Here is a 19,531-nt window from a genome sequence, read left to right as displayed (position 1 = left end):
TTAGCGGTCCACGTCTGACATAACAAAATCGATACTGCCCAGATACACAATCAGGTCAGAAACCAGGCTGCCGCGAATGGCCGCCGGGATCTGCTGCAGGTGCGCATAGCTCGGCGTACGAATACGCGTACGATAGCTCATGGTGCTGCCGTCACTGGTCAGGTAGTAGCTGTTGATACCCTTGGTCGCTTCAACCATCTGGAAGGATTCTTGCGCCGGCATGACCGGGCCCCAGGAAACCTGCAGGAAGTGGGTGATCAGGGTTTCGATATGTTGCAGCGTGCGCTCTTTCGGCGGCGGCGTGGTCAGCGGGTGATCCGCCTTGAACGGGCCTTCCGGCATGTTATCGAGGCACTGCTGGAGAATGCGCAGGCTCTGGCGCAGCTCTTCCACTTTCAGCATCACGCGGGTGTAGCAGTCAGAAACGCCGCCGCCAACCGGGACTTCAAAGTCGAAGTTCTCATAGCCAGAATAAGGACGGGCCTTACGCACGTCGAAATCAATACCCGTCGCGCGTAACCCTGCCCCCGTGGTGCCCCACTCCAGCGCTTCTTTCGCGTTATACGCCGCGACGCCCTGAGAACGGCCTTTGAGGATGGTGTTACGCAGCGCGGCTTTCTCGTAAGAATCCAGACGCTTCGGCATCCACTCCAGGAACTCGCGAAGCAGGCGATCCCAGCCGCGCGGCAGATCGTGCGCGACGCCGCCGATGCGGAACCAGGCCGGGTGCATACGGAAGCCGGTGATCGCTTCCACCAGATCGTAGATTTTCTGACGATCGGTGAAGGCGAAGAAGACCGGCGTCATCGCGCCGACGTCCTGAATGAACGTGGAGATATACAGCAGGTGGCTGTTGATACGGAACAGCTCAGAAAGCATAACGCGGATCACGTTAACGCGGTCCGGCGTTACGATACCCGCGAGCTTCTCAACGGCCAGCACGTACGGCATCTCGTTGACGCAGCCGCCGAGGTACTCAATACGGTCGGTATACGGAATGTAGCTGTGCCAGGACTGGCGCTCGCCCATCTTCTCAGCACCACGGTGGTGGTAGCCGATGTCAGGAACGCAATCGACAATCTCTTCGCCATCAAGCTGGAGAATAATACGGAACGCACCGTGCGCAGACGGGTGGTTTGGACCGAGGTTGAGGAACATGAAATCCTCGTTTTCGGTGCCGCGCTTCATGCCCCAGTCTTCCGGCTTGAAGGTCAGCGCTTCCATCTCCAGATCCTGCTTGGCTTTGGTCAGCTCAAACGGGTCAAATTCGGTGGCGCGTGCCGGGTAGTCTTTACGCAGCGGGTGGCCGGTCCAGGTCTGCGGCATCATGATGCGCGTCAGGTGCGGGTGGCCGTCGAAGGTCATGCCAAACATTTCCCAGGTTTCACGCTCGTACCAGTTGGCGTTCGGGAAAAGTTTGGTGATCGTCGGCAGATGCATGTCGTTTTCAGACAATGCCACCTTGAGCATAATATCCGTGTTGCGGTCTATTGAGATCAGGTGGTAGAAAACGGAAAAATCCGCAGCAGGGAGACCCTGGCGGTGCGTGCGAAGACGTTCATCCATGCCGTGTAAGTCAAACAGCATGACGTAAGGTTTTGGCAATTTCTTGAGGAAATCGACCACTTCCAGTAATTGTTCACGCTTGACCCAAACAACGGGTACCCCGGTGCGGGTAGCCTGAACGGTAAAGGCATCCGGCCCAAAACGGTTGCGCAGTTCGCCAATAACTGGGTCATCGAGATGATCCCGTGTTTGCCAGGCGGCTTCTTGCGCGGTTAAGTCGGTCATATTGTTCACCATTGCAAATGGTCCGTGGTGACTGTTAAGCCTGGCTTCGCGCTATTTGAGTAGTGATATGCGAAGGTATTCTCCAGGCCCACAGGCGCAAATTAAATTTCGTCAGGCGTACGCAGGTTGGTGACTGCAATACGTTCTCCGCGTTTACGCTCGCGCTCAGACGGCATATTGGCACGGTATACACCCTGATCGCCTACCACCCAGGAGAGCGGACGACGTTCTTTGCCAATAGACTCTTGCAGCAGCATCAGCGCCTGCATGTACGCTTCTGGGCGCGGCGGGCAGCCTGGGATGTAAACATCTACCGGGATAAACTTATCCACGCCCTGAACAACAGAGTAAATGTCGTACATACCGCCAGAGTTTGCACAGGCGCCCATGGAGATAACCCATTTTGGCTCAAGCATCTGGTCATAGAGACGCTGAATGACCGGCGCCATTTTGGTAAAGCACGTACCGGCCACAACCATCAGGTCAGCCTGACGCGGAGACGCACGCAGTACCTCGGCCCCAAAACGCGCAACGTCATGCACCGCAGTGAATGACGTCACCATTTCAACGTAGCAGCAAGAAAGGCCAAAGTTGTAAGGCCAGATGGAGTTCTTACGACCCCAGTTGACCATATCGTGCATGGCATGCTCGAGCTTGCCCATGTACACGCTTTTGTTGACTTCTTGCTCCAGGGGGTCAGTTACGATCTCCTGTTTTTGCAGGGGGTAACGGTCATTCTCACCGTTAGGATCTATGCGGGTGAGCGTATAATCCATCTTATTGCCTCGCTGTTACTGCTGACGATTAGAGTTACTGTTTTCCGGGTTGATGTGTTCACGACGTGAACGCGCGGGCGTCCAGTCAAGTGCGCCAATACGCACCAGGTAAACCAGACCGGCCAGTAGCACTAAAATGAAAATTGCGGCCTCGACAAACCCCACCCAACCACTTTCGCGAATGGACGTGGACCATGCGAAAAGGTAAAGCGCTTCCACGTCGAAGATGACGAAGAACATGGCTACCAAATAAAACTTGGCAGACAGGCGTAAGCGAGCGGTACCTACGGAATCAATACCTGATTCGAAAGGTGTGTTTTTGTGCCTTGCGCGGGCGCGACCGCCCAGGAACCAGCCGCCGACTAACATCAGGCAGCACAGGCCAATGGCTACAATAAGAAAGATTGCGAATGCCCAGTGATGAGCGATGACTTCTGTGGATGTTGACATACTCATTGCTTACTCATCAAAAGTGATACCGACGACACTGCTCTTGCTGGCAGATAGGCATCACATCGATTCATGGGGAGGAACAAAAAAACCTTACACTAACTGTCAGAAATGAGACATAGACAGCAAAATGATGGGGTTTTTTACTCCTTTCTATAACCTTTTGTCAACTTTAACAAAGGTTTCTTCACATTAAATTACATCGTTCGATTCTCGTTAACAATTCATGCCCTTTAACCCTGGTGGGTACATGACTTTACGTCAAATGCATGGTGTTGAATCGTGTCCGTTTTGGAAGTAAAAAAAATAACCCTCCTATTTTGACAGGATTTGCCAACGATTCCTCCCCCTAAATAGGAGTATTTTCTTGATCTGAGACACGCTTTTGTTAATTCACTCAAAAAAACGGCAACATATATCCCGCTTTTTTAACATAAGGGGGTTGTGAAGGAAGTTAGAACCAAATGCGTACAACAAACAGCCAAAATCATTTACTACGTTGATAATACGAGGTTATTTTATAATCCCTTTTTCGTAAAGGGGTTATTTATGGCAAAAAAAAACCACTTCACGAGAATTACACGTGAGTGGCTCTTTTTTGCACTTACATTTTGTTACGAGAATTTTGAGCAATCAATCACTCAAAATCCCCCTCAACGATCAGAGAGTCATCCCCTCCTTCGGAGGTAATCTGCTCGTACTGCCATGGATTATGATAGTTTTCCATGGCCTCGAACACGACTTTTGCCAGATCGTTATTGCTGGCAGCATTGTGGCAAAGCAGATACTCCGTGTCCGGCAGCGCGGGGAGACCATCGCTTTTACCCAATACGCGCAGATCCGGGCTCATCATCTCCACAGGACGCGCCGTCACCCCCAGCCCCGCCTTAACGGCAGCACGCACGGCGGGTAAGGTCGACGCCACATAGGCGAGACGCCAGGGAATATTGGCCTTATTGAGCGCCGTAAGCACCATATCGCGGAACGGGCTGGGATCGTCCAGCAGCACCAGCGGAATCGGCTCGCCTTTTTGCAACACATACTCCGCGGCGCAATACCAGTGCGTCGGAGATGTGCGCAGCGTCAGGCAATCAAATTGCCCAGGACGATGCGTGGTCACGACCAGATCCACTTCATTCTCTTTCAGCATCTCAATCATAAAGGCGTTTCGCTTAACGCTAACGTCCAGCGCGAGTTTCGGATAAACCGAACTCACGCGATTGAGAAGAAAAGGCAATATGGTGTCTGCTGACTCATCAGATGCCCCTAACGTTAGCACTCCCTGAAGATTGCTAAACATTAATGACATACATGCTTCATCATTAAAACGCAGTATTTTTCTGGCATAACCCAGAAGCTGAATACCGTGCTCGGTCAGGAGCTTATTGCGGCCATGGCGCGCAAACAGTTCTTTACCGACCAGCTGCTCCAACCGCTGCATCTGTTGACTCACGGCGGATTGGGTACGGCAAACGGCAGCGGCTGCTGCTGCAAAAGTATTGAGATCGGCGACCGCAACAAACGTTCTCAGCAGATCGAGGTCGAGATTCATTATCGGACGATTTGCATTTATCATATTTTTTCACTTTCAGGTTGCTCGTTCGGAGCTGCCCGGGTTGAAGCTGTGTGTAGCAGGTAAACAATTCCTTCTGAAGATTTTATCGCATCCCGGCCCGGCAGACTGCCTGACAGATAGTTATTGTGCTGCTTTATATCATCCGTCAGAAAACACGTTTCATGACGTAATTTTTATTCTCGTAGACGTTAAGAATTATTCGATGTGTGCAGGTTTATGTAAATCTCATTAAAGCCAAGACTCGTTTTCTGCCATCTTTGTCGCAGCGCTGTCAACGTAGCAGGATGCGGTTCACACAATCCAGCCAAAGATAATCATAACAATAACAATCATTTAATTAAGAAAAGCGGGTAAGAAATACAAAACCGTTCACTCTTACGCCGACTTTGCCTTATGGCATCTTAACTCAAATCCACTTTATTTATAAGTCTTAATGCATTATCGGGATTTAACGACGCTAAGCTACTGCCAAATTCATTTTAATAAAAATATCGAAAGTTGCATCTCCCACGTTAATAATAAATAAACTTTAATTTAGATTAGGACTATTCATTAATAACACTTAACATTAATTTCACATGAGTAACGTTTATATCTGTAGCACAATTAATGTCCTGGGCGGGCGAACATTCATGTTTTACGAATCATCACCGGACGTAACAACCGGCCCCGCCGGGATAGCATTTTATTTTATACAGCAGAATATCCAATAAAAAATAAATTTCTAAACATAAAAAACCAAAAAACACCTTAAACATACAACTTTAAAACACAAAAAACGAACTAACGCAGCGAAATACATTGCACAACATTTCGCTTATTGCGCAAAATCTTCCTCTGCCTACCCTTCAAAACGCAGCGGTGTGGGAGTACATTGTTCCATGCTAGCTTCCACGGCAGGGAGTGGCAATAATAGCGAAAAGGTTAAAAGTTCATGTCCCCTATCGAAAAATCCAGCAAGCTTGATAACGTCTGTTATGACATCCGCGGTCCCGTTCTCAAAGAGGCGAAACGCCTTGAAGAGGAAGGTAATAAAGTTCTGAAACTCAACATTGGTAACCCCGCGCCGTTTGGTTTTGAAGCGCCGGATGAGATCCTGGTTGACGTGATCCGTAACCTGCCCACCGCGCAAGGCTATTGTGACTCCAAAGGACTTTACTCCGCGCGTAAAGCCATCATGCAGCATTATCAGGCGCGCGGCATGCGCGACGTGACCGTTGAAGATATCTATATTGGTAACGGCGTCTCTGAGCTTATCGTGCAGGCCATGCAGGCGCTGCTGAACAGCGGTGACGAAATGCTGGTCCCGGCGCCTGACTATCCGCTCTGGACGGCGGCCGTCTCGCTTTCCAGCGGAAAAGCGGTCCACTACCTTTGCGATGAATCCTCCGACTGGTTCCCCGACCTTGACGACATTCGCGCCAAAATCACGCCGCGCACCCGCGGCATCGTGATCATCAACCCGAATAACCCAACCGGCGCGGTCTATTCCAAAGAGCTGCTGCTGGAGATCGTTGAGCTGGCCCGCCAGCACAACCTGATCATCTTCGCCGATGAAATTTACGACAAGATTCTGTATGACGCGGCGCAGCACCACTCGATCGCGGCGCTCGCTCCGGACCTGCTGACGGTGACCTTCAACGGCCTGTCTAAAACCTATCGCGTGGCCGGTTTCCGCCAGGGCTGGATGGTGCTGAACGGACCAAAAAAACACGCTAAAGGCTACATTGAAGGGCTGGAGATGCTGGCCTCGATGCGCCTGTGCGCCAACGTCCCGGCGCAACATGCAATCCAGACCGCGCTCGGTGGTTACCAGAGCATCAGTGAATTCATTGTTCCAGGCGGTCGCCTGTACGAACAGCGTAACCGCGCGTGGGAGCTGATCAACAATATTCCGGGCGTCTCCTGCGTGAAGCCGAACGGCGCGCTGTATATGTTCCCGAAAATCGACGCGAAGCGCTTTAATATTCACGACGACCAGAAAATGGTGCTCGACTTCCTGCTGCAGGAAAAAGTGCTGCTGGTGCAGGGCACCGCGTTTAACTGGCCGTGGCCGGATCACGTGCGCATCGTGACCCTACCGCGCGAGGACGATCTTGAAATGGCAATCAGCCGCTTCGGCCGGTTCCTCTCCGGATATCATCAGTAACGGTCATCTCGCCGGGTAACGCTGCGCTTACCCGGCCTGCACATTCCGTCGATTTGCATCTTCCCTCCCCTCCCCGCACAATGAAGCCTGTCGCCGTAAAGACAAAAGGTAACCTATGAGTCAGAGTCATTTCTTCGCCCACCTGTCCCGCCTTAAGCTAATCAACCGCTGGCCGCTCATGCGCAACGTGCGCACGGAGAACGTGTCTGAGCATAGCCTTCAGGTGGCAATGGTCGCCCACGCGCTGGCGGCGATTAAAAACCGCAAGTTTAACGGCCAGGTCAACGCCGAACGCATTGCGCTTCTGGCGATGTATCACGATGCGTCAGAAGTGCTGACCGGTGATTTACCCACGCCGGTTAAATACTTCAACTCGCAGATTGCCCAGGAATATAAGGCGATTGAAAAAATCGCCCAGCAGAAGCTAATTGACATGGTGCCGGAAGAGCTGCGCGATATTTTTGAGCCGCTCATTGACGAACATCAGTACACGGAAGAGGAGAAGTTGCTGGTGAAGCAGGCGGACGCGCTGTGCGCTTACCTGAAGTGTCTGGAAGAGCTGTCCGCGGGGAACAACGAATTTTTACTGGCCAAAACGCGGCTGGAGAAAACGCTGGAATCCCGCCGCAGCGATGAGATGGATTACTTTATGCAGGTGTTTGTGCCGAGCTTCCATTTATCGCTGGATGAGATCAGCCAGGATTCGCCCCTCTGACCGTATGCCGGGTAAGGCGCATCCGCCGCCCGGCAATATAATCAGAACGGGAATAGCATCGGAATCAACACCACGCACACCACCATGACCAGCACGGTGAATGGCACCCCAATCTTTACAAAATCGCTAAACGTGTAGTTTCCCGGCCCCAGCACCAGCGTGTTTACCGGTGAAGAGACCGGCGTCATAAACGCCGCGGAGGCGGCCATCGCCACCATCATCGCAAACGGATACGGTGAAACGCCCATCGATTTTGCCATCGCCAGCGCAATAGGCGCCATAAGCACTGCCGTCGCCGTATTGGAGATAAACAGCCCGATGGAGGCGCACATAACAAACAGGCAAACCAGCATCATATAGGGACCGTAACCGCCGCCGATGTCCATTAGCCCCTTCACGATCAAATCTACGCCGCCCGTTTTCTGCAGCGCCAGCGCGAAAGGCATCATTCCGACAATGAGAATGATGCTCGGCCAGTGGATCGCCTTGTAAGCACTTTCCGCATCAATACAGCGAAATTTCCCCATCAGCAGGCAGGCGATTATCGCCGCCACGGGATTAGGGATTTCGTCGGTTAGCATCAGGGCCACCATCAGCACCAGACAAAATATTGCATGCGGCGCCTGGCTGTGGGCCGGAGACGCGTCGCTCTCCTCCACCGGCATGTTGAGCACCACAAAGTCACGCCCCTTCTGCCCCAGCAGGCTGATGAGCTTCCAGTTGCCGACCACCAGGAAGATATCGCCCAGCAGGATGGGCTCGTCCACCACCGCGCCTTCCATCGCCACGCCATCGCGCTTCAGGCCGACCACGTTCAGGCCATAGCGGGTACGAAAACCGATTTCGCGCACCGTTTTTCCCAGCAGCTCCGACTCTGGGATCAGCGACACTTCTGCCATGCCCACGTCCAGCGCCTGGTCTGAAAAATACTCGCCGCGCAGCACCATCGGCTCGAGCAGCTGTTCGCTGCAAAACTCGCGCAGGTCTACGTCCGCCGTGGACATATCGATCAGCAGAACGTCTCGCGCGCGAAATTCCGATACCCCGTTAACGTTGACGATGACCCGACGAAAACGCCGCCAGCGCTCCACGCCAATGACGTTCGCCCCGTAGCGCTCGCGCAGCTTGAGATCGTCCAGCCGCTGGCCAATCAGCGGTGAACCCGGGCGAATAGCGAGCCGCCGCGCGCGGCCCGTGAGGCGGTACTCTTTGATCAGATCGCGGAACGTGCGCCGCTTCCAGCCGTCTTTGTTTTTATCCTGCTTTTCCCCCTTCAGGGCAAAACGGGTCAGCAGCATGTAGAAAATGCCCAACACCAGAATGACCAGCCCGAGCGGCGTGACGCTGAAAAAGCTGAAGCCGTCCAGGCCTTCGCGGATCAGCTCGCTGTTGACGACGAGATTCGGCGGCGTGGCGACCAGCGTCATCATGCCGCTGATAAGCCCGGCGAAGCTCAGCGGCATCATCAGGCGCGACGGCGAGGTCTGCATACGCATGGAGACGCTGAGCACCACTGGAATGAAGATGGCGACGACGCCGGTCGAGCTCATAAACGCCCCCAGCCCTGCCACGGTCAGCATCAGGTAGACCAGCATTTTGGTTTCACTGCTGCCCGCCACCTTCACCAGCCAGGTGCCCATCACGGTCGCCACGCCGGTACGGACCAGGCCGTCGCCGATAATAAACAGGGCGGCAATCAGGATGACGTTCGGATCGCTAAACCCGGAGAAGGCTTCTGAAAGGGTAAGCGTACCGCTCAGCACAAAGGCGACGATCACGAACAGGGCGACGGCATCCATGCGCACCTTGCCCGTGGCAAAAAGAATGATTGCGATAAAAAGCAGGCAGAGGACCCAAATCAGTTCACCGTTCACAACGTATCCTTGTCAGGGAGAAGAGATTAAATTTTGCCATAAAAAAGCCCCAGCAACGTGGGGCTAAATCATGGGATTACATTTTTAGCGAGACGGTTACAACGCCATCAGGCGCCTTAGACACCGCCAGTGCCGTCAGAGAATCCAGCACAAAGTCCGCCTCACTCAGCCGGGGAGACCCCGCCGGAACGTTAATGGCAATGACGTGACTCCCGGCGTTCAGCCCGGCCAGCACCCCAGCCGCAGCGTCTTCCACTACCACGCACTCAGCGGGAGTAAGGCCTAGCAGTTCAGCGCCAAGGAGAAACGCATCCGGCTCCGGCTTGCCGCGCTTCACGCGCTCGGCGGTGATGAACACTTCCGGCGTCGGTAAGCCCGCCGCCCTGTGGCGCGCGTGGGCAACGGGAATAGAGCCGGAAGTGACGATAGCCCACGGGATCTGAGCTTCGTTCAGATGCTCCAGCAGCTCGCGCGCCCCCGGCAGCGCGGTGATGCCGTTCGTATCCGTAGCCTCAATCTGCTCAAGATAGGTAAACTCTGACTGAATCTCTTCCTCAGAGCGCCCGGCCAGAAAGTGTCTCAGTGAGGTAATGGCCTGTTTGCCATGGATAAAATCCAGTACCTCTTGATGGTCGATGCCGTGCCTGTCGGCCCAATGGCACCATGAGCGCTCCACTACCGGCAGCGAGTCCACCAGCGTACCGTCCAGATCAAACAGAAAACCTTTACACTGCACACGCACCTCCGTCAGGCATTAATGATTTGTTGAATTTCGTTGCTGCTTAAATGGTACTGGCGCGGGCAGGAGTGCCACACGCTCAGCATGCGCTGGTATTTATCCCACATCGGCGTTTGGGCGTTGAAACCGTGCGTGCCCGCATCGAAGTGGGTATAGCGCCCTTCGGTGTTAACCATAAAGCGGACATAGCTCAGGTAGCGCGCTTCCGTTGCGGCATCAAAGCCCAGGAAGGTCACGCGTCGCTCGTCGATGGACTGCGGGTCCATCAGATTGGTCCACGACACGTGCAGCGCGTGGTACATCTCCATGATGTCGATAACGATGCGGCAGGTTTCTTCCTTCAGCTCGCCGAACTCACGATCCAGCTCGCGCATCTGCAGGCCAAACCCGCGTTCGACGATGGTCTGCAAGCGGCTGTAGCGCTCAGCGTTATCGGGATCAAGCATAGTCATCATTTTGTACTGATTAGACAAAATCAGACGTTGAGCATGGGTCATTTCCATCTTTCGACTCCTGTAGCGCATTGCACTTGAAAAAAAAGACACGGTAACAGGGGGTTACTGTGCCTTCTTTTATTCATTGTTTCGATGATCAATCACAAATCATCGAGGAATGTTTTATCAAGCTGCTTAAAAGCCCGCTTGAGGGTGTCGGCTAGCGCCTGGTAATCCGGCTTGCCTTCAACAGGCGCCAGCGCCTGCCCTGCTTCCTCAAGTTTACCGCGCACTTCGTAAAACCAGTGTAAAATAGAAGGCGGGAGCGGCGTAACCGAGCGTTTGCCTAACCACCAGAGGCCCTGCATCGGCAGGCTGAGCGCAAAAAGCGCGGTCGCCACGGCCGGGCCAAGCTGACCGCCCAGCGCGATTTGCCAGCACAGCGTGAAGATCGCCACAGGCGGCATAAAGCGGATCGCATAGCGCGTGGCGCGGATCGCGCGATTATCAATGAACATTGGCGCGAGGCGCTTTTCCATCGGCCACGTCTTTGAATAATGCTGCCCCCGTCGAAACAGGCTGAAGAAGTTCACGGGCGGGATTTCGGGTGTCGACATGGCTGTACCTCAACTTCACGTATAAAAATTAAAATTTTTCTGCAAAACCACAACCGGCTATGACAACGTTCAAAATATTTTGTCATCGATACCGCGTATCAGGTATCCTGTGCCAGCCGATGCGGCCTTAGACGAGAATCTTTAACTCGTCAAATTATCGCATATTATGCCATTGCCTGAAAAATGTTCAAAATGGCATAAAATCATATGTATTTCTTCCATCATGCCAGAAAGTTCGCCTGACATGATGTTAATCATAAATGTCTGGGTCATCATGCGTTACGCTTTTAGACTCACTGACGTTTTTTTAGCCACGTATCAATAATAGGTACTTCCATGTCGAGTAAGTTAGTACTGGTTCTGAACTGCGGTAGTTCTTCCCTCAAATTTGCCATCATCGATGCGCTGAACGGCGAAGAATACCTCTCTGGTTTGGCCGAATGTTTCCATCTGCCTGAAGCACGTATCAAGTGGAAGATGGACGGCAGCAAACAAGAAGCGGCTTTAGGTGCAGGCGCCGCTCACAGTGAAGCGCTGAACTTTATCGTTAACACTATTCTGGCACAAAAACCAGAACTGTCTGCTCAGCTGACTGCGATTGGTCACCGTATCGTCCACGGCGGCGAAAAATACACCAAATCTGTGATTATCGACGAGACCGTGATTCAGGGCATCAAAGATGCGGCGCCGTTTGCGCCACTGCACAACCCGGCTCACCTGATCGGTATCACTGAAGCGCTGAAATCCTTCCCACATCTGAAAGACAAAAACGTGGCCGTGTTCGACACCGCGTTCCATCAGACCATGCCGGAAGAGTCTTACCTCTACGCCCTGCCGTACAACCTGTATAAAGAGCACGGCGTTCGTCGTTACGGCTTCCACGGTACCAGCCACTACTATGTGACTCAGGAAGCCGCTAAAACCCTGAACAAGCCGGTTGAAGAGCTGAACATCATCACCTGCCACCTGGGCAACGGGGGTTCCGTTTCTGCAATCCGCAACGGTGAATGTGTTGATACCTCCATGGGTCTGACCCCGCTGGAAGGCCTGGTGATGGGCACCCGCACCGGTGACATCGACCCGGCGATCATCTTCTTCCTGCACGACAACCTGGGCATGAGCGTTGATGACATCAACAAAATGCTGACCAAAGAGTCTGGCCTGCTGGGTCTGACCGAAGTGACCAGCGACTGCCGTTACGTTGAAGACAACTACGACAGCAAAGCAGACGCTAAGCGCGCAATGGACGTTTACTGCCACCGCCTGGCGAAATACATCGGCTCTTACACCGCGCTGATGGACGGTCGTCTGGACGCGGTAGTCTTCACCGGCGGTATCGGTGAAAACGCGGCGATGGTTCGTGAACTGTCCCTGGGCAAACTGGGCGTTCTGGGCTTTGAAGTCGATCACGAGCGTAACCTGGCTGCCCGCTTCGGCAAGTCTGGCTTCATCAACAAAGAAGGCACCCGTCCTGCGCTGGTTATCCCAACCAACGAAGAGCTGGTCATCGCGCAAGACGCGAACCGCCTGACTGCCTGATTCCACACCGCCAGCAATGCTGGCGGTGCTGTTTTGTAGCCCGCCCCGTTTGGCGGTAACGAAAGAGGATAAACCGTGTCCCGTACAATTATGCTGATCCCTACCGGAACCAGCGTCGGCCTGACCAGCGTCAGCCTTGGCGTGATCCGTGCTATGGAACGTAAAGGCGTTCGTCTGAGCGTCTTTAAGCCTATCGCCCAGCCTCGCGCCGGTGGCGATGCGCCAGACCAGACGACCTCCATCGTTCGCAAGAACTCCAGTCTGCCAGCGGCTGAACCGCTGAAGATGAGCCACGTTGAATCTCTGCTGTCCAGCAACCAGAAAGACGTGCTGATGGAAGAGATCATCGCCAACTACCACGCGAATACCCAAGATGCGGAAGTGGTGCTGGTTGAAGGCCTGGTGCCGACCCGCAAACACCAGTTTGCGCAGTCTCTGAACTTCGAAATCGCGAAAACGCTGAACGCAGAAATCGTCTTCGTGATGTCCCAGGGTACCGATACCCAGGAACAGCTGAAAGAGCGCATCGAGCTGACCCGCAGCAGCTTCGGCGGCGCGAAAAACAGCAACATCACCGGCGTTATCGTTAACAAACTGAACGCTCCGGTTGATGAGCAAGGCCGCACTCGTCCTGACCTGTCCGAGATCTTCGACGACTCGTCTAAAGCGAAAGTGGTTAAAGTTGACCCGGCAACCCTGCAGGAATCCAGCCCGCTGCCGGTGCTGGGCGCGGTGCCGTGGAGCTTCGACCTGATTGCGACCCGTGCAATCGACATGGCGCGCCACCTGAACGCTACGGTAATCAACGAAGGCGACATTAACACTCGCCGCGTTAAGTCCGTGACCTTCTGCGCGCGCAGCATTCCGCACATGCTGGAACACTTCCGTGCAGGTTCCCTGCTGGTGACCTCCGCTGACCGTCCTGACGTGCTGGTTGCAGCGTGCCTGGCCGCGATGAACGGCGTTGAAATCGGCGCCATCCTGCTGACCGGCGCGTACGAGATGGATCCGCGCGTGAGCAAGCTGTGCGAACGCGCGTTTGCGACCGGCCTGCCGGTCTTCATGGTGAACACCAACACCTGGCAGACCTCCCTGAGCCTGCAGAGCTTCAACCTGGAAGTGCCGGTTGACGACCACGAACGCATTGAGAAAGTACAGGAATACGTTGCGGGCTACATCAACGCAGACTGGATCGAATCCCTGACCGCGACCTCCGAACGTAGCCGTCGTCTGTCTCCGCCAGCCTTCCGTTACCAGCTGACCGAGCTGGCGCGCAAAGCGGGCAAACGCGTTGTTCTGCCAGAAGGCGACGAACCGCGTACCGTTAAAGCAGCGGCTATCTGCGCAGAGCGCGGCATCGCGACCTGTGTGCTGCTGGGTAACCCTGACGAGATCAACCGCGTGGCGGCCTCTCAGGGCGTTGAACTGGGCGCTGGCATCGAAATCGTTGACCCGGAAGTGGTTCGCGAAAGCTACGTTGCGCGTCTGGTTGAGCTGCGTAAGAGCAAGGGCATGACCGAAGCCGTTGCGCGCGAGCAGCTGGAAGACAACGTTGTGCTGGGCACGCTGATGCTTGAGCAGGACGAAGTTGACGGCCTGGTTTCCGGTGCGGTTCACACCACCGCAAACACCATCCGTCCACCGCTGCAGCTGATCAAAACCGCACCGGGCAGCTCTCTGGTCTCCTCCGTGTTCTTCATGCTGCTGCCTGAACAGGTTTACGTTTACGGCGACTGCGCGATCAACCCGGATCCAACCGCAGAGCAGCTGGCTGAGATCGCTATCCAGTCCGCAGATTCCGCGACTGCCTTCGGCATCGAGCCGCGCGTGGCGATGCTCTCCTACTCCACCGGCACCTCCGGCGCGGGCAGCGACGTAGAGAAAGTGCGTGAAGCAACCCGTATTGCGCAGGAAAAACGTCCTGACCTGATGATCGACGGCCCGCTGCAGTACGACGCCGCCGTGATGGCTGACGTGGCAAAATCCAAAGCGCCGAACTCGCCGGTTGCCGGTCGCGCTACCGTGTTCATCTTCCCGGATCTGAACACCGGTAACACCACCTACAAAGCGGTACAGCGTTCTGCCGACCTGATCTCCATCGGGCCAATGCTGCAGGGTATGCGCAAGCCGGTGAACGACCTGTCCCGCGGTGCGCTGGTAGACGATATCGTCTATACCATTGCACTGACCGCGATTCAGTCTTCACAGCAGCAGTAAGCTAAAAGCCCGGTGGCGCTCGCGCTTACCGGGCCTACGGTTTTATAGGCCGAATCGGGCACAAAAAAGGCGACCACGTAATCGGGTCGCCTTTTTTATTTCCAGCCAGCGTTCAGACCTACTCGGCCTCTTCCTCTTTCTCAGGCTTCGTCGATTCATTTTTCGCGTTACGGGTCATCCACAGCGCTAGCGCTTTTAGCGAATCCGGCGTGAACTCATCGCAGCGCGCGGTGATCTCTTCCGGCGTCATCCAGCTCACCTCGCTGACCTCTTCTTCCTGGAGCGCGAAAGGCCCGTGGGAGACGCAGCTAAACAGTCCGCCCCAGACGCGACAGTGTTCATCTTCGAAATAGAACTGCCCGTGCTCGGCGAACGGCACGCCGGCAATGCCTAACTCTTCTTCGGCTTCGCGGCGCGCGGAGTCCAGCAGCACTTCATCCGCCTGCACGACGCCGCCCGCGGTGGCGTCCAGCATGCCGGGAAGGAAATCTTTGGTATCCGTGCGGCGCTGGACCAGGATTTTACCCATGCCGTCATGCACCACAATATACGTTGCGCGGTGGCGCAGGCGCTCTGCGCGCATTTGTGCGCGGCTAGCCTGCGCGATCACTTCATTCTCTTCGCTGACAATGTCAACCCACTCTGTACTCGCCAAATGACTCTGCTCCACCATCGGGAAACCTTCTCTATCTAAGCGCTCTTTCGGCGCGTTTGCAGTTGAGGTGTAACTTACGGATTAATCGCTACCTGCGCAATAACTTGCTGATCATTAAGTGCGATAACGCGTAATGAATTATCCACCAGCATGCCATAGCTCGCCGGATAGCCCCCTTTTGGAATGCTGACCGAGCCGGGGTTAAAGTGATATATCTCGCCGCGTTTTTCCGCCACCGGAATATGAGTATGGCCATAAACCAGGACATCGCCAGCCGCGAGAGGCGGCGGGTTGTCGGGGCCAAAAAGGTGACCGTGAGTCAAAAAGAGGCGGCACGTTTCCAGCAGCGCCTGCTGCCACGGTGCGGTAATGGGGAATTGCAGCAGCATCTGGTCCACTTCGCTGTCGCAGTTGCCGCGCACGGCAATGATGCGGGACGCGTACGGGTTAAGCTTTTCCGCCACCCGTGCGGGAGCATAGCCCTCCGGCAGCGCATTGCGCGGACCGTGGTTTAGGACGTCGCCAAGTATCACCAGCCACCGGGCGTCGCTTTGGTCAAACAGCGAGAGGACGCGCTCGGTCGCGGGGAGCGATCCGTGGATATCCGATGCAAACATCAGTTTCATCAGTTACTCCTTGAGAAAACAGACTGCCCTTATTATACCGTAAGCGTCCGGCTGAATCAGCCCGCGCGCTTCGCCGAGAGAGCGACAAAACGCTGCACCGACGCGCGCTGCCACTGGAATGCGGCATAGTCCACCAGCAGCTGCGGCACGGCGTCGCCGTTGAGGATCAGCCGGTTGAGCATTAGCGCCAGATCGGTGTCCGCAATACACCACTCGCCGAAGAGATTCGGGTTGCCGTGATCCAACAGCGAGGTGGCGGTATCAATCAGCTTTTGGGCGCTTGCCAGCCCCTCCGCGCTTAACGCTGGTTTTTTGACGCCGGCAAAAACCACGTCGGTAGAGCGCTCCACGCGAATCGGCACCAGATCGCTGCGCAGCCACGCCTGGATCTGACGCGCACGCGCGCGCTTTTGCAGATCGTGAGGATAGATTCGCTCCCACTCCGGCGGCGCAAAGCGATCTTCCAGGTACTCGTCGATCGCCGAAGATTCACTCAGCTCAAAGCCCTCAATGTCCAGCACCGGCACGCGCCGGGTCAGGGCATAGCCCTGCCACTGCGGCTGCAAATGCTCACCGCGGTCCAGATCGATGCTCTTCAGGGTAAACGCCAACCCTTTCTCGGCCAGCGCCACGTACGCGCTTAAAACATATGGTGAAAAGAAGCTGGCATCGGACCACAGGGTTATTGCAGGCTGGTTCATAACATCCTCATCGGCTGATCGGTTTTTACTCAACATATAATCTCTTTGCCCCGCTGTCACTTGATGAAAACTCACGACCTGCAACAAGCACCTATACTCGTGTTATGGCATCACTTTTCGCACTGACAGGAGTTGAGAATGATAGATCTCTATTATGCCCCTACCCCTAACGGCCATAAAATTACGCTCTTTCTGGAGGAAGCCGAGCTGGATTACCGCATTATCCCTGTCGATATTGGCAAGGGAGAACAGTTCGGCCCCCTGTTTTTAGCCATCTCCCCAAACAATAAAATTCCGGCCATCATCGATCACCTTCCCGCTGACGGCGGCAGGCCGCTGAGCCTGTTTGAATCCGGGGAGATCCTGCTCTATCTCGCCGAGAAAACGGGTACGCTGCTGAGCGGTGAGCTGCGCGAGCGCCACCACACGCTGCAATGGCTTTTCTGGCAGTCGAGCGGGCTGGGGCCGATGCTCGGGCAAAACCATCACTTCACCGCCTACGCCCCGCAGCCTATCCCGTATGCCATTGAGCGCTTTCAGGTTGAAACCCAGCGGCTTTATGGCGTACTTAACCGTCAGCTGGAGAAAACGCCCTGGCTGGGCGGGGAGCACTACAGCATTGCCGATATCGCCTGCTGGCCGTGGATCAATACGCACGAGCGCCACCGCATCGACCTGGCCGCCTTTCCTGCGATCAACAACTGGTTCGAGCGCATCCGCACGCGCCCGGCCACAGCGCGGGCGATGCAGAAAATACAGTAGATTTAGCGAGATGGGCGCAAATTATTTCCTCATGTATCATGGAGGAAATAATGACATGGAGAAGACCTGCAATGTCGCAGCCTGATGCAATTATTCGCATAAAAAACTTACGCTTACGGACGTTCATTGGCATTAAAGACGAAGAGATCGCCAACCGTCAGGATATCGTGATCAACGTGGCGATCCACTACCCGGCGGACAAGGCGCGCGCCAGCGAAGACATCAACGACGCGCTGAACTACCGCACCATTACCAAAAGCATCATCCGGTACGTTGAGAACAACCGTTTCTACCTGCTGGAAAAATTAACTCAGGATGTGCTCGACATCGCACGTGAACATCACTGGGTCACTTATGCTGAAGTTGAGATCGATAAACTGCACGCCCTGCGCTACGCCGACTCCGTCTCGATGACGTTAAGCTGGCAGCGCGAGGCGTAAACTGGAGGTCGTATGAAGATTTTGCTGACCGGCGGCACGGGCCTGATTGGGCGCCACCTTATTCCTCGCCTGCAGGCGCTGCACCACGACATCACGGTGGTGACGCGCAGCCCGGAAAAAGCGCGTCAGGCGCTGGGGGCGGGGATCGACATCTGGAAGGGGCTGGCCGAACAGCAGAATCTTAACGGCTTCGACGCCGTCATCAACCTTGCGGGCGAGCCGATTGCCGACAAGCGCTGGACCGAGGAGCAAAAGCAGCGCCTGTGCCACAGCCGGTGGAACATTACCGAAAGGCTGGTAGAGCTTATCCGCAACAGCGACGCGCCGCCGTCGGTGCTCATTTCCGGCTCGGCGGCGGGCTACTACGGCGATCTCGGCGAAGTGGTGGTGACGGAAGAAGAACCGCCGCATAACGAATTTACCCACAAGCTCTGCGCCCGCTGGGAGCAAATCGCCAGCGCCGCGCAGAGCGATAAAACGCGCGTCTGCCTGCTGCGCACCGGCGTCGTCCTCGCCCCCAAGGGAGGCATACTGGGCAAAATGCTCCCCGCGTTTAAGATGGGCCTTGGCGGCCCCATCGGTAATGGGCGTCAGTATCTTGCCTGGATACATATCGACGATATGGTGAACGGCATTATCTGGCTGCTGGATAACGACCTGCGGGGGCCGTTCAATATGGTTTCCCCCTACCCGGTGCGCAACGAACAGTTTGCCCACGCGCTCGGTCACGCCCTGCATCGTCCTGCGATTTTGCGTGTGCCGGCCACGGCGATCCGCCTGCTGATGGGCGAATCATCGGTGCTGGTGCTGGGCGGACAACGCGCGCTGCCAAAAAGGCTGGAGGCCGCAGGATTTGCCTTTCGCTGGTATGACCTGGAAGAGGCGCTGGGGGATGTAGTGCGGTGAATATGTTACAGTGATACGCCATGTTCAGATGAAATGGCGTAACAATGGCAATCATCACCACCCCTCGACTTATCCTCGCTCCTTTCGAACCCTCTGACTGGGCGTTCTTCCGCACGCTGCGCGAAGATCGCAGCATCATGCGCTATATGGCCGCCATCGCGCCGGAAAAAGAGACCCGACGCGTGTTTGCCGCGCGCCTTACCGCCGCCCACGTCTTTGTGATCCGCCTGCGCGACGACGCCACGCCGCTCGGTGATATAGGCCTGCAGATCAGCACGGAAAATCGCGAGGAAGCGGATGTTGGCTATACGGTAGTGCCCGCCGCGCAGGGAAAAGGAATCGCCAGCGAGGCGCTGAGCGCGGTATGCGGCTACGCGTTTAGCCAGATCGGCGTGAAGGCGATTAACGCTTACGTGCTGGCGGACAACGGCGGATCGGTGCGGGTGCTGGAGAAAGCGGGCTTTGTGCGCACGCAGGTGCTGGAAAAGGCGTATGAGATAGACGGCGTGCGCTACGACGACTGGGTGTACCGGCTGGAGTGCGGTGCGTTATGATGCCCCCACC

The 19,531-nt window shown here is 55.3% G+C and carries 19 protein-coding genes; 8 read left to right on the top strand and 11 right to left on the bottom strand.

Going from position 1 to position 19,531, the window contains the following annotated elements; all coding sequences use genetic code 11:
- The 4 genes from nuoC to lrhA all read right to left on the bottom strand — a co-directional run bounded on the left by nuoC (window position 1) and on the right by lrhA (window position 4,593).
- Window positions 1-1,803, bottom strand: coding sequence for an NADH-quinone oxidoreductase subunit C/D (nuoC, locus tag DBY73_RS06460; RefSeq protein WP_112010359.1), 1,803 nt, complete (start codon window positions 1,801-1,803; stop codon window positions 1-3).
- A gap of 89 nt (window positions 1,804-1,892) precedes the next feature.
- Window positions 1,893-2,567: an NADH-quinone oxidoreductase subunit NuoB gene (gene nuoB, locus DBY73_RS06455; RefSeq protein WP_006176515.1), complete on the bottom strand. Its 675-nt coding sequence runs from the start codon at window positions 2,565-2,567 to the stop codon at window positions 1,893-1,895.
- A 15-nt stretch (window positions 2,568-2,582) separates the two neighbouring features.
- Entirely contained in the window at window positions 2,583-3,023 is a 441-nt protein-coding gene (gene nuoA, locus DBY73_RS06450; RefSeq protein WP_112010358.1) for an NADH-quinone oxidoreductase subunit NuoA, read from the bottom strand.
- A gap of 631 nt (window positions 3,024-3,654) precedes the next feature.
- Window positions 3,655-4,593, bottom strand: coding sequence for a transcriptional regulator LrhA (gene lrhA / locus DBY73_RS06445; RefSeq protein ID WP_112010357.1), 939 nt, complete (start codon window positions 4,591-4,593; stop codon window positions 3,655-3,657).
- A gap of 934 nt (window positions 4,594-5,527) precedes the next feature.
- Between lrhA and alaA the strand changes: the two genes are divergently transcribed.
- Both alaA and yfbR read left to right on the top strand, forming a co-directional pair.
- A complete protein-coding gene (gene alaA / locus DBY73_RS06440; RefSeq protein ID WP_112010356.1) occupies window positions 5,528-6,742 on the top strand; it encodes an alanine transaminase AlaA in 1,215 nt (404 codons plus the stop codon).
- A gap of 115 nt (window positions 6,743-6,857) precedes the next feature.
- A complete protein-coding gene (gene yfbR / locus DBY73_RS06435; RefSeq protein WP_112010355.1) occupies window positions 6,858-7,457 on the top strand; it encodes a 5'-deoxynucleotidase in 600 nt (199 codons plus the stop codon).
- Window positions 7,458-7,498: 41 nt separating this feature from the next.
- Here yfbR and DBY73_RS06430 read toward each other — a convergent pair whose 3' ends face one another.
- From DBY73_RS06430 to yfbV, 4 genes are all read right to left on the bottom strand, one after another.
- Window positions 7,499-9,331: an SLC13 family permease gene (locus DBY73_RS06430; protein WP_112010354.1), complete on the bottom strand. Its 1,833-nt coding sequence runs from the start codon at window positions 9,329-9,331 to the stop codon at window positions 7,499-7,501.
- Between the two features lie 76 nt (window positions 9,332-9,407).
- Window positions 9,408-10,067: a sugar phosphatase gene (locus DBY73_RS06425; RefSeq protein WP_112010353.1), complete on the bottom strand. Its 660-nt coding sequence runs from the start codon at window positions 10,065-10,067 to the stop codon at window positions 9,408-9,410.
- Window positions 10,068-10,078: 11 nt separating this feature from the next.
- Window positions 10,079-10,573: a YfbU family protein gene (locus DBY73_RS06420; protein ID WP_112010352.1), complete on the bottom strand. Its 495-nt coding sequence runs from the start codon at window positions 10,571-10,573 to the stop codon at window positions 10,079-10,081.
- 92 nt (window positions 10,574-10,665) lie between these two features.
- Window positions 10,666-11,121, bottom strand: a complete 456-nt coding sequence (yfbV, locus tag DBY73_RS06415; protein ID WP_112010351.1) for a terminus macrodomain insulation protein YfbV — start codon at window positions 11,119-11,121, stop codon at window positions 10,666-10,668.
- A gap of 336 nt (window positions 11,122-11,457) precedes the next feature.
- Here yfbV and ackA point away from each other — a divergent pair, with 336 nt between their 5' ends.
- Window positions 11,458-12,660, top strand: coding sequence for an acetate kinase (gene ackA, locus DBY73_RS06410; RefSeq protein WP_112010350.1), 1,203 nt, complete (start codon window positions 11,458-11,460; stop codon window positions 12,658-12,660).
- A gap of 75 nt (window positions 12,661-12,735) precedes the next feature.
- Window positions 12,736-14,877 (top strand): phosphate acetyltransferase, encoded by a 2,142-nt coding sequence (pta, locus tag DBY73_RS06405; protein ID WP_112010349.1) that lies wholly within the window; start codon window positions 12,736-12,738, stop codon window positions 14,875-14,877.
- 118 nt (window positions 14,878-14,995) lie between these two features.
- On the opposite strand, the gene yfcD is transcribed toward pta, so the two are convergent.
- From yfcD to yfcF, 3 genes are read right to left on the bottom strand one after another with little or no spacing between them, the layout of a single operon-like run.
- A complete protein-coding gene (yfcD, locus tag DBY73_RS06400; RefSeq protein ID WP_112010348.1) occupies window positions 14,996-15,550 on the bottom strand; it encodes an NUDIX hydrolase YfcD in 555 nt (184 codons plus the stop codon).
- Between the two features lie 56 nt (window positions 15,551-15,606).
- On the bottom strand, window positions 15,607-16,158 hold the full coding sequence (gene yfcE / locus DBY73_RS06395; RefSeq protein WP_146745750.1) for a phosphodiesterase: 552 nt from the start codon (window positions 16,156-16,158) through the stop codon (window positions 15,607-15,609).
- 56 nt (window positions 16,159-16,214) lie between these two features.
- A complete protein-coding gene (gene yfcF, locus DBY73_RS06390; RefSeq protein ID WP_112010346.1) occupies window positions 16,215-16,859 on the bottom strand; it encodes a glutathione transferase in 645 nt (214 codons plus the stop codon).
- A 138-nt stretch (window positions 16,860-16,997) separates the two neighbouring features.
- On the opposite strand from yfcF, the gene yfcG reads away from it, so the two are divergent.
- The 4 genes from yfcG (at window position 16,998) to DBY73_RS06370 (ending at window position 19,521) form a co-directional block, all read left to right on the top strand.
- A complete protein-coding gene (gene yfcG / locus DBY73_RS06385) occupies window positions 16,998-17,621 on the top strand; it encodes a GSH-dependent disulfide bond oxidoreductase (protein ID WP_112010345.1) in 624 nt (207 codons plus the stop codon).
- A 71-nt stretch (window positions 17,622-17,692) separates the two neighbouring features.
- Window positions 17,693-18,061, top strand: coding sequence for a dihydroneopterin triphosphate 2'-epimerase (gene folX, locus DBY73_RS06380; protein ID WP_112010344.1), 369 nt, complete (start codon window positions 17,693-17,695; stop codon window positions 18,059-18,061).
- A 12-nt stretch (window positions 18,062-18,073) separates the two neighbouring features.
- Complete coding sequence (locus tag DBY73_RS06375) at window positions 18,074-18,967, top strand: TIGR01777 family oxidoreductase (protein ID WP_112010343.1); 894 nt, start codon at window positions 18,074-18,076, stop codon at window positions 18,965-18,967.
- Between the two features lie 44 nt (window positions 18,968-19,011).
- Window positions 19,012-19,521 carry a GNAT family N-acetyltransferase gene (locus DBY73_RS06370; protein WP_112010342.1) on the top strand — a complete coding sequence of 170 codons (510 nt, stop codon included), beginning with the start codon at window positions 19,012-19,014 and terminating at the stop codon, window positions 19,519-19,521.
- Window positions 19,522-19,531 lie beyond the last annotated feature (10 nt).

The sequence above is a fragment of the Enterobacter sp. RIT418 genome, from assembly GCF_003057745.1.
Taxonomy (GTDB): domain Bacteria; phylum Pseudomonadota; class Gammaproteobacteria; order Enterobacterales; family Enterobacteriaceae; genus Enterobacter.
This window is presented reverse-complemented; position numbering and strand designations above follow the sequence as displayed.